Source organism: Anoxybacillus andreesenii (assembly GCF_030813005.1).
Taxonomy (GTDB): domain Bacteria; phylum Bacillota; class Bacilli; order Bacillales; family Cytobacillaceae; genus Robertmurraya; species Robertmurraya andreesenii.
In genome coordinates this window covers 41,781-56,282 of the sequence record NZ_JAUSTU010000011.1, presented here as the reverse complement: position 1 = coordinate 56,282, position 14,502 = coordinate 41,781, and the positions used below count along the sequence as shown (strand labels likewise).

Below are 14,502 nucleotides of genomic sequence, written 5' to 3'. Positions count from 1 at the left end.
TTACCCTATGATACGATTGAAAATGAATAGATCAAAGGATTTTGTTCGGTTCGGAATAATTATACATGAAAAGACAATAACCGCCATATTTTTTTTGGATAAGAGTTCTAATTAATGAAAACTTTTTTGTGATTAGGAAGTCTAATAGTTATTAGTAGGGGGTGGAGCCTTGAATATGGATGAACAGCTTGCGAAAGAGGCAGTTGCCGGAGATGAACAAGCTTTTTTACAGATATTGAAAAATTATAAGGTTAATTTATATAAAACCGCATTATCCTATTTGAGAAATGAACATGAAGCAATTGAGGCGGTTCAAGAGGTAACTTATCGGGCGTACAAAAATCTTCCTAAACTAAGAGAACCAGCTTTTTTCAAGACATGGTTGCTTCGAATCATGATTAACTATTGCAATGATCAATTGAAGAAGAAAAAACGGGTTGTCTATGATGACGATTTGTTAAGTGGGCATGGGGTTGAGGAAAGATATCGGGATGTTGAAATGGATGAGGCACTGCAGCTCCTGGATGAGCGCTCACGTGAAATAATTACGCTTAAATATTTTCATGGGTTAAAAATTAGAGAGATCGCAGCAGTGTTTGATTGTCCTGAGGGAACGGTGAAGACTTGGCTTCATAAGGCGTTGAAACTCTTAAGGGAACAGCTTGAAGAGAAGGGTGGGGAGGATCATGGAAGAGAGATTGGATGAGTATCGGAAGCGGTTGGATAAAGAGGAGATTCCGGCTGATTTGCTCGATCACGCGATTGAGGCTGGGGTTCAAATGGCGAGGCAAGAACAGAAGCGACGCCCGCGGCGAATATGGATTTTGAGTGTGGCAATGGTCGCTATTTTATTGGTCGGGTTTTCTAGTATCGGAAAGATCATGGAGCTCATACAGCATGACAAAGGATTGATGTCGGCTGTAGAACATGAATATTATGAGGAAATTGGTGTTTCTGAGAAAAAAAATGGGATCGAATTCGTGATTGAAGGGGCAATTGCCGATGAGAAGGGGTTGGTCCTCTTTTATACTATTAAAACAGATGAGAAACAGACTAATATTAGCTTCGAAGATATTGATTTGAAGGTCTTAGACGAGGGAAAAATCAATCCTAGCTCGATCAGCTCTGGTGGGTTGCATAAAAGGGAAAATAGCAAGAAGTCCTCTAGTGGAATGCTTGAATTTTTCTTTCGTGATAACTTAACCTCTCGAGAGTTTCAGCTTAAAACGGCAGTAAAAGGGGATGGGGTGAGAGAGAATTTTTCATTGAACTTTTCCCTGACAAAAGAAATCCGTATGAAAAAGGTCTATCCTTTGAATAAGACCGTGGTCATTGAGGGGCAGAAAATTGATTTTGTCGAAGCAACGATTTTTCCATTGCGAGTCGCCATTCATTTGAAAATAGATCCGAATAATACGAAGGAGCTGTTGGAAATTGAAGATATGCGCTTAGTTGACGAGCATGGGGAGGTTTGGTCAAAAATATTGAACGGGACAACACGGACTGGAGTCACAGAACACGAGTTCATTTATTATTTGCAAAGCAACTATTTCAAAGAGCCGAAGGAACTGTATCTTGCTTTCGGTAAAATTCAAGCTGTAGATAAAGAATATCGTGAGGTTGTTATTGATACGGAGCAAATGAAAATCTTGAAGCAGCCTCCTGGTAACAGATTAAAGGGTTTAGAAATTTATGGCGGCGATATTAGGATGAAGCTATATACAGAAAAAGAATTTCCATATGGAATCTTCAGCGAGGTTGTAGATGGGAAAGGCAATACAGTTGATATTACGTCAAACTATATGAGTAGTCGACGTGACGAAGGCTACACACTATCGGGGGTTACTATTCCGGATTTGAAATCATATCCTAACCCGATTTCATTGAAGTTATCCTTCTTTCCAGAATGGATTATCGGAGATGAGAAAATAAAGATCAAATAATAGGAGCCCGGCCACATGACTTCATGTCATGCCCGGGTTTTCTTAAATCGAAATGGATGGAAAATAATAAGAATGGATTCCTTAGTGTCCACTGCAGATGGACAAAATAGAAAAAAAGTCCACGGGCGGTACCAGGTACCAAATTAGGTGTTGACCTTGACGTTGCGTAAAGGTGTATCGTTGAAGCATAAGGAGGTGAGCAGATGGAGTATACGGTCCAGAAGCTAGCGAGCTTAGCGGGTGTGAGTGCGAGGACATTGAGATATTACGATGAAATTGGGATTCTGAAGCCGGCCAGAATCAATTCTTCGGGATATCGAATTTATGGTCAGAGGGAAGTCGATCGACTCCAACAGATTTTGTTTTACCGTGAATTAGGTGTGAATTTAGAAACGATCAAGGAAATCATGACTTCTCCGTCTTATGATAGCACGAAGGCTCTGCAGGAGCATCGCGTTCAACTCCTTGAAAAACGTAAACAGCTTGATTTACTCATAAAAAATGTGGAGAAAACTATTTCTGCAACAGAAGGGAGAATGACGATGAGTAATAAAGAAAAATTTGAAGGCTTTAAGAAGCAAATGGTTGAGGAAAATGAAAAAAAGTATGGAAAAGAAATCAGAGAGAAATATGGAGAGGATACCGTCAACAAGTCCAATGCGAAGTTCATGGATATGTCTCAGAAGGATTATGAGATGGTAACACAGCTTGAAGCACAAATGAGAGAAAATTTAGCAGAGGCATTAAAAATAGGTGATCCGAGTAGCGAATTAGCACAAAAGGCGGCGGACCTTCACAAGCAGTGGCTCACCTATTACTGGACTGAGTATAGCAAGGAAGCCCATGCTGGACTTGCACAAATGTATGTAGATGATGAAAGATTTAAGGCGTACTATGACAAGGAACAGCCAGGTACGGCGGAATTTTTAAGAGATGCGATATTGATTTACACAGGCGCAAAAAAATAATAAATGGTACCAAAATATAAAGGCCTCGCTATTTTTTAGCGAGGCCTTTACTGTATATAACTGTCCACCCCATATGGACAAAATGAGCAAAATGTCCACGGCTGGTACCAGGTACCGAACAAAAGGTACCGAATAAAAAATACCGCCTATTAACGAACACCCTTTATAAAGCTTTGAATTTTTGGAGCGAATAGGAATAAGAGAATTCCGAGAACGATTGAGGCACAACCGATCACTCCAAAGTAAAGTATTTCTGTTTCAGGTGTATAGAATTTCACGATTTGTGCATTAAGCGCCTGGGCCGCTGCATTAGAGAGGAACCAAAGGCTCATCGTTTGAGCGGAGAATGCTGCTGGCGCAAGCTTTGTCGTTGCTGATAATCCAACTGGAGATAGGCAAAGCTCACCGAGAACGACTACAAAATTACTTAGTACAAGCCAAAGTGGGCTTACGAGAGCATCTGTACCAGCCAAATAGCCAGGGATAAGAATCACGAGAAACGATAGACCAGCGAATAGTAATCCAAGAGAAAATTTCTGAGGAATCGTCGGTTGACGCTTCCCTAGCTTAACCCAAAACCAAGCAAATACAGGAGCTAGCGTAATAATGAATAACGGGTTCAGGGATTGGAATAGTGCTGGTGAAAGTTTAAATCCTGCAAAGTTCAATTGAGTACGTTCATCTGCAAAGTTCGCCAGAATGGTTGAGCCTTGCTCTTGGATCGCCCAGAACATGACAGCAGCTATAAATAAAGGGATATAGGCAAGCAGATGAGAGCGCTCAACATCCGTAGTTTTTTGACTGCGATACATGACAGTGAAATAAATAATCGGCAGCGTTACACCCAAAATTCCAACAAGTGCAATAAAACTATCAAATGTTAAAGCACCCATCATGATGGCTATAACAATAATAACTGCTAATATCACTGCACTAATTCCTATAATTGTATATACTTTCTTCTTTTCATCATTAGAAAGAGGATTTGCGACGTGTGTTCCAGCAAGCCCAAGATTTTTCTTCTTGGTCAAGACAAACATGATAAGTCCAATGAACATCCCGATCCCTGCAAGACCGAAACCTAGATGAAAATCATGCTTCATTCCTACTTCACCAACAATGAGTGGTGAAATAAATGCACCGAGGTTAATCCCCATATAGAAAATACTGAAGCCTGCGTCACGGCGATGATCCTCTAAGCTATATATCTCACCAACAATGCTGGATACGTTTGGCTTAAGTAATCCTGTACCTAGAACAATAAGAACCATCGAGATGAAGAGCATTGTTAAATTTCCCGGCAAAGCAAGCACGATATGACCGAGCATGATAAAGATTCCACCGAAAAATACAGCCCTAGACGTACCTAGTACACGGTCTGCGAGCCAGCCTCCAATGATTCCCGACATATACACGAGAGAACCATAAATGGACATGACGGCCATTGCGGTATTCTTGTCAATTCCTAATCCGCCTTTTGTAACCTCGTAATACATATAAAAAAGCAGAATGGCTTTCATTCCGTAGTAGGAAAATCTTTCCCAAAACTCTGTAAAAAACAGAGTGAATAACCCCTTAGGATGACCAAAAAATCCTTTCTGAGGTACACTTGCTACAATTTTCTGTCTATTTTCGTTTGTCATGATGAAACCTCCTTGATATTTTACTATAATACTTTCAAAGCTTTTATCTTGTCAAAATAAATTTTTGGAATCGGTGGTAATTTTTAAAATATTAATTTTTGGCTGCAATAGACAAAACTTAAAATTATTTCAGAAAATTGTTTTTTAGTAAAATGACTTGAGTTTAAGTATTTTATAGAGTTATTGACCGATGTGGTCAAAAGTGCTTTGGAGGTTTTATTTTGGCAGAGAAATTTTTATTGATTGAAGAAGAAAAGCAGGATTGGGAGGAAAAGGACATATTCTACAAATACAAGCAGCTAGCCATCTGGAAATTAGATGTGTTTGGCAAATACCCAGAAATGTTCAATTTTCTAAAGAATGCCTATCTTGAGGACAATAAAGAGGTAAAGCCAGAGATTGACTCACGAGCAAAAGAGCTGTTGTATTCAAGCTATCAAAGTTTTTTTTCAGAGATTGACTACTCGAAATTTAAAGATGAAATTGATGCTGAAAAGGCAGTCCATATTATCTATTGGTCGATGGAGGGCTATTTGAATCAATTTCAGGATCGGATTAGGTAGCTTTCCTTCAACCAGGAGGAATTTGATGAAATGATTGCCGAGATGGACGCATATTTAGCGGTATTGAAAATGGCCTTTTACAAGTAGGGGTTATCGTGCGTCCGAAAGCAACAATATTTGAAAAAGCAACAATATTTGAGAAAAGGGCTTACAAGTAAGCGGTAGGGGAAGAACGATGAACGTAATTGAAATTGCCCATCTAACGAAGAGATACGGGAATGCGAGAGGGATTGAGGATATCACTTTCATGTGGAGGAAGGGGAGATATTTGGCTTTATTGGACCAAATGGGGCCGGAAAGTCGACGACGATAAAAACGCTTTTATCTTTAATTTATCCGACGAGCGGCAATGCAAAGATTTTTGGCAAGGATGTCACCGAATTTGGGCCCGAGATTAAGCAAAATATTGGCTATTTGCCTTCAGAGGTTTTTTATTATGACAACATGAGGGTGAAGGATCTCCTCAAGTATTCCGCTAGCTTCTATAAAAAGGATTGCACGAAGAGAATCCATGAGCTTGCCGAAATATTGAATCTTGATCTCACAAAGAAAATTACCGATTTGTCGCTTGGGAACAAAAAGAAGGTGGGGATTGTTCAAGGGCTTCTCCATGAACCAAAGCTGATTATTTTGGATGAACCAACAAGTGGCCTCGATCCTTTAATGCAGCAGCGTTTTTTTGAACTCCTGGAGAAAGAGAATAAGAAGGGAGCAACCATTCTCTTTTCTTCTCATATTTTGAGTGAGGTTCAGCGCTTGTGTGACAGAGTGGCCATTATTAAAGAAGGAAGGCTTGTAACCGTTGAAAAAATAAGCACCCTTAAGGAAAACAATTATAAGCGATTTAAGATTGAAGCAAAAGACAAGCTAGCTAAAGAGTACTTTGCAATCGATGGAATTAATAAGCTTGAAATCAATGAGAACACGGTAAGCTTTTTATTCAAGGGTGATGTGAATGAGGTGAATAAAAGGCTATCAACGATACAAGTAACGAATCTGTGGGTAGATGAGCCAGACCTTGAGGAAATTTTCATTCATTATTATGAAAAGGAGGCCTAGTAGGCTATGAATATGTTTTTATATGAGCTCAGAGCAAGCCGAAAGTCGACGATTGTTTGGACGATATCCCTTGTTTCTGTCCTCGTCCTATTTATGTCACTATTTCCTTCCTTTTTAAAGGATGTAGACGAGGTCAATAAGCTCTTAGAAGGATTCCCTGAGCCTGTCAGGAAAGCACTTGGTCTTGAAATCGGGAGTCACGGTAGCTTACTAGGCTACTATTCCTATTCATTTACCTATTTGGCTTTAGCTGGAGCAATTCAAGCCATGAACTTAGGGACAAATATTCTTTCAAAGGAAGTTCGAGAAAAGACGGCTGATTTTCTTTTGACAAAGCCAGTGACGAGGACCCAAATCGTTAAGGCGAAGCTACTAGCTGCAGTTACCTCTCTGTTGATAACGAACCTTGTTTTTTTAGGAGCTGCAGGACTGACCGCTACAATGGTCAAAACAGAAGCCTATGATGCGAAGGTCTTTTACATGATTTCTATCACTCTATTTTTTATCCAATTGATTTTCCTGGCCTTTGGTCTTCTGGCTTCTGTCATCATTCCAAGAATCAAATCGGTATTGGCCGTATCCTTGGGAACTGTATTCGCTTTTTTCCTTATTGGAATGCTTGCTTCAACAGGTGAAGACGAAGTGAAACGATTGTTTTCGCCATTTAAATATTTTGAGGCAAAAAAGGTCATGTATGGCGGAGGGCTAGACGGAATGTTTGTTGGGGTTTCCTTTGCCTTGATTATTGGGTTAATACTTCTAACATTTATTGGGTTTAAAAAGCGCGATCTATTTGTATAGGAGAAGAGCTGTCATTGTGGCAGCTCTTTCTTTTCGGCTAATTCCCGGTAAAGAATTTTTAATTCTGCTTCGATTTCGGCAATTTGTTTTTCTAAGGGAGAAAGATTTCCATCGACATATTCGAGCTTTTCCAAATCATTTTGCAGACGTACATAATCCATTTTCAACTCTTGAATCTTATACTCAATTTCCTTTTGATTCAAAGTAAACACCTCATCTCTACTCTATTTTTATCATAAAGGCACCATTTTAGCTAATTGTTGATCTTACATTGTCTTATACGCACGCGTTCTCTACGTTACTCGTACCGAGTAAAACCCATTCACACGTACGTATAAGGCCAAAATCAACATCCAACATTAACTCAGTCACCACAAAGTATAAGTCTGTTAAATTGTTTGAATAGTACAAATTATTTATAATGAGGAAAAAGAGAGGTGACAGTCTTGAAAGAAAAATTTCGTTTTTTTCATCGACTCAAGGTGAGGTATTCGGAAATAGATGGTCAAAAGATTGTCTTCAATGCCCATTATTTAACCTATTTGGATGTTGCGAATGGGGAATATTTTCAAGAAGGGCTTGGGTTAGACTTGCATACTATTATGGCGGAGGGCCACTTTAATTTTGTGTTGGTCAAATCAACACTGGAGTATAAAAATTCGGCAAGGCTTGGGGATTGGCTAGAGATTGGATGCCGAGTATCAAGAATGGGAATTAGCAGCTTTACGATGGAATTCTTGATTACGAGAGTAGGAGAGGATACCCCGATTGTTGTGGCAGAAATCATTTACGTCAACTATGATCCAGAAAAACATCGCTCTCAGCCGATACCTGAGTATATTCGGAATCGCATTCGAGAATTTGAAGGGCTTCAGGAATAAAAACAGTCTCTTCCCCTTTCTGATAATTAGAAAAGTTGTATAATAGTTTAATAGCCTCCGGCGGATGCCTCAGATTTTTTCGAGCGAGCTCGAAAAAATCTGGGCGCAAATACGCCAAGGTGTATTTGATAGAATAAAAGGGGACGGCATCATGTCTGAAATACAAAAAAGGGGAGGTATCTCTCTACTGGGAGATCTGAATCAAAAAAATATCGCGGCTGGACTTGTGTCGGGGATTTTTATTATTACGGGTCCAGTGGCTCTAATATTAGAGGCTTCCTTGAACGGGCAATTTTCAATGGAGCAGACGATCCAATGGGTGTTTTCCGTCTATGTATTTGGTGGTTTGTTTGGCATTATTCTTCCATTATATTACCGGATGCCGATTGTCGGAGGTCATTCAATCTCCGCTGTTGCTTTTCTGGCAACGGTCACGACACAGTTTACCTTCCATGAATTAGTCGGTTCTTATATCGTCTCGGGACTATTAATGCTTTTAGTAGGGTGTCTCGGATTTTTTTCAAAGTTGATGAAGATGGTGCCAAAAGAGATCATTGCGGCCATGCTGGCTGGAATGATTACGAAGTACATGGTGAATTTTGTTGTCTCGGCTACCCAATTGATGGTTGTGGGTGGGGTATCACTCGCTGCCTTTTTTATTTTTAGTAGATGGAGAACTAGAGTACCACCAATTATCGCGGCTATTACTGCTGCGTTCATCTCTCTTCTAATCATCTATCCTTTTGAAGGTAGCGGCTGGTCTCACGGGATGCTCATTCCTCAACTTCAAATGCCAGACTTCCATATCCTGAGCTTTTTATCCGTTTCGATTCCGCTCGCCTTGCTTATTTTAAGCAATGATGCGGCAGTAGGACTTGGCGCCTTAGAGCAAAATAAATACAGTCCTCCCGTCAATCGGATTATTACATTAAGTGGGATTTTTTCAATGGTTGCCAGCTTTTTTGGTGGTCAGTCATCGAATATTGCGGGGATGGCAAGTGCAATTTGCTCTGATGAGGAAGCGGGTCCAAAGGAAAAAAGATATATGGGAGCGGTTGTTTCAGGAGTCTTACTTTTTCTATTTGGAGTATTTGCCTGGAAGCTTGTTCCACTCATTCAAGTGTTGCCAAAGGACTTTATTTCCATCATCGTTGGCTTTTCTCTTATTGGAGTATTTGGCAACAGCTTAACAACAGGATTTTCGAGGCCGTCGATGAGAGTGAGTGCAGCCTTTGCCTTTATGATTGCACTATCCAATATTACGATTTGGAACATCAGTGCGCCAGTATGGTCCTTACTTATAGGGAGCTTTATTGCTAAGTACATCGAGAAAGACACGATGGCACCGATGGAAAAGAAGAAAACCGCATAAAAAAACTTAAATGAAATAAGTAACACAATAAAATGTAAAACGGACTCTGTGTCTTCCTGGAGGAACTTTTTTGCGGATGCAAAACCAGCGACGGGTGTTTGTCACAGCGTTGTTGTGCGAGTTGTACCGTCTAATAAAAAATCGTACGTTCAATGGTTGAGCGTACGATTTTTCTATTCTAAACAGCTTCTTCCTTCTTTTCCAATACATATTGATTTCTGCCTGCACCCATTCCAGAGATTGTCATGATAATCGTAATAATAATTAGAAGGATTAACGGAAGTACCCATGAATGAAGGGTATCAAAAATAATTCCCAAAGCAATTGGTCCCAATGCGGCTAATATATAACCAATTGATTGTGCCATACCAGATAGATCGGCTGCCTGGGTCGCATTTCTTGCTCGTAATGCAATTAACGTAAGGGCGAGGCTGAGTGACGCGCCAGTGGCAATGCCGATACAAATAATGTAGAAAGTCAATAACGCAAAATTTCCACCAATGAGCAGGCCAACAATCCCGATAATACAGATAATTCCTATTCCTAATACAAGTGATTTTTGATTTGGGAGCTTATCTGCAACTACGGGAATAATGAAATTGAAAGGAATCCCAGAGAACTGGATAATCGACACCATCCAGCCGGCAGTTGTAGTATCAATGCCTTTGCTTACGAGCATTTCTGGGAGCCAAGCAATAAAGCAAAAATAAATCAATGACTGTAATCCCATAAAAATCGTCAGCTGCCACGCTATAGGAGATTTATACAGCGAGCGACTTTCGCTAGTTTTCTTTGCACTACCATTAGTGATACTCTGTCTTTGCTTCAATTGAGGGACCCATACACATAGAGCGGCGAGCGCCACCACTCCCCAGACGGTAAGAGATCCCTGCCAGCCTAACCCAGCATTTTCAGCAAGGGGAACGCTAATTCCGGGCGCCAAGCCAGCGCAGATTGCCATGGCCACCGTATAGATTCCAGTCATTAAGCCCACTTTTGTTGGATAGGCTTCCTTGACCATTCCTGGTAAAAGTACGTTGCAAAAGGCAACTCCAATTCCGATAAACCCTGTTCCGATAAATAGGGTTGAGACCCAGCCAGCGGAGCGGGTCAAAATTCCACACACCAACAGGAGTAAGGCTAAAAAGATCGTCATTTCTTTTCCTAATTTCTTAGCAACCTTAGGTGCGATTGGGGATAGTAAGGCGAATGCCAGCAGAGGAAGGGTGGTGATAAATCCTGCAGCACCATTTGACATACCGGTGTCGTCTCGAATCATACTGACAAGGGGACCGACAGAGGTAATGGCAGGTCTAAGGTTAAAGGCGACAAAGATGATTCCTGCGATAAAAAGAAAATTTCTACCTGCAACATTTTCTGATTGAATCAGAGATGACTTCTGCATTATGCGAACACTCCTGCTAAGGTTTCTATGATAAAAATAGTAAATAATAGTATTGTACAATAAATCTGATAATTTTGAAATTGAAATGCACACTTTTAAAAAAATAAGAAGAGATTCCGTAAACTGAATCCCTTCTTAAAGGCAATTATTTTCAAGCTTGCTCCTCAAATAAGCGCAAGATTTCCACGATGACCTTTGATGCTTTTTCCATATTCTCGACGGAGATAAATTCGAATTTTCCGTGGAAGTTCTCACCACCCGTGAAAATGTTTGGAGTAGGAAGCCCCATGTAAGATAGCTGGGAGCCATCTGTACCGCCGCGAATTGGTTCAATAATTGGCTCAATCCCTAGATTGGTCATTGCCTTATGGGCAATATCGACGATCTCTCTAACTGGTTCAATTTTTTCTCTCATGTTGTAATACTGATCATTCATCTCAAGGATAATATTTTCTTCTCCATACTTTGCACGAAACTCTGCTACAATAGCCTCGATCTTTGCTTTACGCTTATTAAAGTTGTCGCGGTCGAAGTCACGAATGATGTAGTAGAGAGTAGTCTTTTCTACGTCCCCATTAACCGAAATCAGATGGTAAAAACCCTCATAGCCCTCTGTATACTCGGGAGCCTCTTCAGCAGGAAGCTTGCTATTGAACTCCATCGCTATTTTTCCAGAGTTAATCATTTTGCCTTTCGCAGTCCCTGGGTGAATATTATTGCCTTTGAATGTAATTTTGGCCGCTGCCGCACTAAAGCTTTCATATTGAAGCTCTCCAAGTGGACCACCATCGACGGTGTACGCAAATTTTGCATTAAATGCCTCAACATCAAATTTATGCGGTCCTCTACCAATTTCCTCATCGGGGGTGAAAGCCACTCTCACTTTTCCGTGCTTGATTTCTGGATGCTTGATTAAGTATTCCATCGCTGTCATAATTTCGGCAATTCCTGCCTTATTATCGGCACCTAGAAGGGTCGTCCCATCGGTGGTAATTAACGTATGACCAATATAATTCTTGAGATTTGGATATTCTTGTGGAGATAGCACCACGTTCAGATCTTTGTTCAGTACGATCTCATTCCCAACATAGCCCTCAACAAGCTGTGGATTCACGCCTGCCCCGGTAAAATCGGTCGCCGTATCAACGTGAGCGAGGAAGCCGATGGTCGGAACTTCTTTATCTGTATTAGCCGGTAAAGTAGCCATCACATAGCCGTTCTCGTCGATGGTCACCTCAGTCATGCCAATTTCCTTCAGCTCATCCACTAGCATATTGGCAAGGGTCAGTTGGCCCGGAGTAGATGGGCATGTCCCGGAATCTTCATTGGATTGTGTATCCACTTTTGCATAGCGAGTGAGTCTTTCAATTAATTTGTCTTTCAAACTGTTTCAACTCCTTGTATGATTTAAGAAAAAACTGAAATATTCAACTAATATTATACTATTAGTTATAGAAATTTCGAAAATGAAACTTTCCTTCCTCTAATTTCGTAAAAATGCTACGCTTAAAAAAATCGAGATTGCTGAAGAATAATTTCTTAAAGGAAGGGGATCAATTGAGAAATCTTTCAGAACGGATTAGTTTGAAGTTTGTATTGTTTGTGGGTCTAGCCATCCTTCTTACTTATGTTCCTTTTATTGGTAATTATGTGCGTATCGTAAATACTCTTGTTCATGAGACAGGGCATGCTTTAATTGCTCTGATCGGTGGAGATGTCCACCAAATTTCCTTGTTCATGAACACAGAAGGGGTCACGTATACAAGCCACAGCTCATGGGTTGGGGGATTTTTCACTGGTGGGGCAGGCTATGTTGCCTCCTCATTAATGGCATTTTTAGCGTTTTGGTTGATTAGTAGGAAAAGGTATAACATTCTTATTGTCATCCTAGTTGGACTGATTCTTTTGAACGTCGTCTTGTGGGTGCGGAATTTTTACGGCATTTTTTGGCTATTATCCTTTGGAGCAGGGTTTCTTTTATTGTTATTTAAAGGGTCTTCTACACTCGTTCAGAATTGTTTATTACTAATCGCCAGCATTCTCTTAGTGGAATCCGTGTCAAGTGCCTTTACAATTCAGATGTTGAGCTTTATTCAGCCTCATTCTGCTGGCGACGCAACAGGGCTTGCGCGATCAACTGTATTCATTCCTGTTCAAGCTTGGGGGGTCATTCTTTTTGCCCAATCACTGCTGTTTGTCTGGTTTGGGTTTAAAAAAGGGATATACCGAATCGATTAGAAGCTTGTAATCTGTATGCATCCATGCTTTGATTGGATGATGCAGATTTTTTTTTTGAATTCCGCAACTTTTTATAGACCTAAAACGTGGATAGAGTGAAAGGGGGAACGAGATGGATTTAGATGAGATTTATGAAGCATATGTGAATGACTTATACCGCTATCTCTTTTCCCTATCAAAGGATCACTATACTGCAGAGGACTTGGTGCAGGAGGCCTTCTATCGGGCGTATATTCAACTTGAGACTGTTGAAATTTCCAATATCAAGGCATGGCTTTTTAAGGTTGCGTATCATGCTTTTGTTGATTATACACGTAAGAACAAGAGGATTATTATACGTGAGCAAGTTTCAGAGAGAGTGACCGAGTCAACCCCAGAAAGGAGCTTTTTAGAAAAAGAAGGATTTAATCTTCTTCTCCAAGATATTCATTCGTTAAAAAAGCAGGAAAGAGACGTCATACTCCTATGTGATTTGCACAAAATGAAGTATCAGGAGGCAGCAGATATTTTGGAAATGAAAATAAATACGGTAAAAAGTCATTTACTACGTGGTCGAAAGAAAATCATCGAAAAAGTGAAAGAAAGGAGGAGTAGGTTTGAACAAGAAGGATAGAAATGAAACCAAGGATGAGGAACTATATGAAACATTGATTCATGATTCTGTAAAGGAGTTTGAAGATGCCCATTCGCATAATGAAAAAGAATTAAAACAAATCGTACAAAAAAGCAAAAACTCAGCTTTAAGAACAAATATATTAATTAGCTTGGCGGTGCTACTACTTATTGTGCCAGTTATGACGCTTTCAACTTATTTCTACTATGCGATTGGGGGGCGGGCGAATAATCTTATTGAGGTTGCCTCAAAAACAATCTATGTGACCGAGCCCAATATGAGTCTTGAGGAAATGGAGCTTGAGGAGGATATTGGGTTTTTCACAATGAACATCACGTTTGATGTATTTAAGAGAATCGGAAAAGAAGACTATAAGGTAGGAAATTATGAAATTTATCATGCTTTCGACAAGCCAAGCCTTCCGAAACGAAATATGTCTCTTGAAAGGCCGATGCCAGAGATTCCGTCCGAGGAGACAGAATACTTGGTTCATCCAGATGCTGCCATTCCATTGGATCGGAGTGATGAGTGGGAAATTCTGAGAGGCCTCCCGGATGGAACGGTGTCAGAAGTGTACGTATCTTTGACTCAGCTGATGAGTCCAGAAGAGATAGAAAAACAATTTGGAAAAAATATCGAGGTAAGATGGCTAGCAGTGGATACAGGTGTCGAGGCAAATCATTTAGATGGAGAGGGACTTTATGTCACACAACTCGGATACCCTGCGCAAATTGATGATACGACCTGGTCGCCTTTTAATGGGAGGGATCAGACTAATGAGGAAGTCTTTATGGATATTCTTCAGTTTCTCGAAAAGAATGAGGATGTGACAGTCAAAATTGCGAGAGGTAAATCCCTCATGTTGTCTGAACGGATTTCATATTTAAAACAGCATGGGATTCACGTATATGGTGCGGTCGTAACTGGGCCGACTCCTGAGTTAAGAAAGCTAGAGAATAATCAACTTGTTAGAAGTATAAAAGTAGGTGAAGTGAAGCTATGGAATTGGAAATGAA

The 14,502-nt window shown here is 40.3% G+C and carries 14 protein-coding genes and 1 pseudogene; 11 read left to right on the top strand and 4 right to left on the bottom strand.

Features of this window, described 5'->3' with window-relative positions; translation table 11 throughout:
- Positions 1 to 175 precede the first annotated feature (175 nt).
- From J2S07_RS12520 to J2S07_RS12510, 3 genes are all read left to right on the top strand, one after another.
- Positions 176 to 706, top strand: coding sequence for a sigma-70 family RNA polymerase sigma factor (locus J2S07_RS12520; RefSeq protein WP_307150846.1), 531 nt, complete (start codon positions 176 to 178; stop codon positions 704 to 706).
- The gene (locus J2S07_RS12515) at positions 687 to 1,943 is read left to right on the top strand and encodes a DUF4179 domain-containing protein (RefSeq protein WP_307150749.1); all 1,257 of its coding nucleotides are present in this window, start codon (positions 687 to 689) and stop codon (positions 1,941 to 1,943) included. The genes J2S07_RS12520 and J2S07_RS12515 overlap by 20 nt, the downstream gene beginning before the upstream one ends.
- A gap of 203 nt (positions 1,944 to 2,146) precedes the next feature.
- Entirely contained in the window at positions 2,147 to 2,911 is a 765-nt protein-coding gene (locus tag J2S07_RS12510; protein WP_307150748.1) for a MerR family transcriptional regulator, read from the top strand.
- A 149-nt stretch (positions 2,912 to 3,060) separates the two neighbouring features.
- Here the strand turns inward: J2S07_RS12510 and J2S07_RS12505 are convergent, their stop codons facing one another.
- Entirely contained in the window at positions 3,061 to 4,554 is a 1,494-nt protein-coding gene (locus J2S07_RS12505; RefSeq protein WP_307150747.1) for a peptide MFS transporter, read from the bottom strand.
- 221 nt (positions 4,555 to 4,775) lie between these two features.
- On the opposite strand from J2S07_RS12505, the gene J2S07_RS12500 reads away from it, so the two are divergent.
- The 3 genes and pseudogenes from J2S07_RS12500 to J2S07_RS12490 all read left to right on the top strand — a co-directional run bounded on the left by J2S07_RS12500 (position 4,776) and on the right by J2S07_RS12490 (position 6,977).
- On the top strand, positions 4,776 to 5,117 hold the full coding sequence (locus J2S07_RS12500) for a hypothetical protein (RefSeq protein ID WP_307150746.1): 342 nt from the start codon (positions 4,776 to 4,778) through the stop codon (positions 5,115 to 5,117).
- A 175-nt stretch (positions 5,118 to 5,292) separates the two neighbouring features.
- Positions 5,293 to 6,176 (top strand): annotated as a pseudogene (locus J2S07_RS12495) (ABC transporter ATP-binding protein).
- Between the two features lie 6 nt (positions 6,177 to 6,182).
- Positions 6,183 to 6,977, top strand: a complete 795-nt coding sequence (locus tag J2S07_RS12490) for an ABC transporter permease subunit (protein ID WP_307150745.1) — start codon at positions 6,183 to 6,185, stop codon at positions 6,975 to 6,977.
- A gap of 11 nt (positions 6,978 to 6,988) precedes the next feature.
- On the opposite strand, the gene J2S07_RS12485 is transcribed toward J2S07_RS12490, so the two are convergent.
- Positions 6,989 to 7,180, bottom strand: a complete 192-nt coding sequence (locus J2S07_RS12485) for an SE1832 family protein (protein WP_307150744.1) — start codon at positions 7,178 to 7,180, stop codon at positions 6,989 to 6,991.
- 243 nt (positions 7,181 to 7,423) lie between these two features.
- Between J2S07_RS12485 and J2S07_RS12480 the strand changes: the two genes are divergently transcribed.
- Both J2S07_RS12480 and J2S07_RS12475 read left to right on the top strand, forming a co-directional pair.
- Positions 7,424 to 7,858, top strand: coding sequence for an acyl-CoA thioesterase (locus tag J2S07_RS12480; protein ID WP_307150743.1), 435 nt, complete (start codon positions 7,424 to 7,426; stop codon positions 7,856 to 7,858).
- A gap of 151 nt (positions 7,859 to 8,009) precedes the next feature.
- Positions 8,010 to 9,230, top strand: a complete 1,221-nt coding sequence (locus tag J2S07_RS12475) for a benzoate/H(+) symporter BenE family transporter (protein WP_307150742.1) — start codon at positions 8,010 to 8,012, stop codon at positions 9,228 to 9,230.
- A 178-nt stretch (positions 9,231 to 9,408) separates the two neighbouring features.
- On the opposite strand, the gene J2S07_RS12470 is transcribed toward J2S07_RS12475, so the two are convergent.
- Entirely contained in the window at positions 9,409 to 10,620 is a 1,212-nt protein-coding gene (locus tag J2S07_RS12470) for a CynX/NimT family MFS transporter (RefSeq protein ID WP_370872822.1), read from the bottom strand.
- Positions 10,621 to 10,786: 166 nt separating this feature from the next.
- Complete coding sequence (gene pepT, locus J2S07_RS12465; RefSeq protein WP_307150740.1) at positions 10,787 to 12,019, bottom strand: peptidase T; 1,233 nt, start codon at positions 12,017 to 12,019, stop codon at positions 10,787 to 10,789.
- A gap of 173 nt (positions 12,020 to 12,192) precedes the next feature.
- Here pepT and J2S07_RS12460 point away from each other — a divergent pair, with 173 nt between their 5' ends.
- From J2S07_RS12460 to J2S07_RS12450, 3 genes are all read left to right on the top strand, one after another.
- Positions 12,193 to 12,873 (top strand): M50 family metallopeptidase, encoded by a 681-nt coding sequence (locus J2S07_RS12460; protein ID WP_307150739.1) that lies wholly within the window; start codon positions 12,193 to 12,195, stop codon positions 12,871 to 12,873.
- A gap of 112 nt (positions 12,874 to 12,985) precedes the next feature.
- Positions 12,986 to 13,486, top strand: coding sequence for a sigma-70 family RNA polymerase sigma factor (locus tag J2S07_RS12455; RefSeq protein WP_307150738.1), 501 nt, complete (start codon positions 12,986 to 12,988; stop codon positions 13,484 to 13,486).
- Positions 13,470 to 14,501 carry an anti-sigma factor gene (locus J2S07_RS12450; protein WP_307150737.1) on the top strand — a complete coding sequence of 344 codons (1,032 nt, stop codon included), beginning with the start codon at positions 13,470 to 13,472 and terminating at the stop codon, positions 14,499 to 14,501. Before J2S07_RS12455 ends, J2S07_RS12450 begins: the two co-directional genes overlap by 17 nt.
- Position 14,502: the final 1 nt, after the last annotated feature.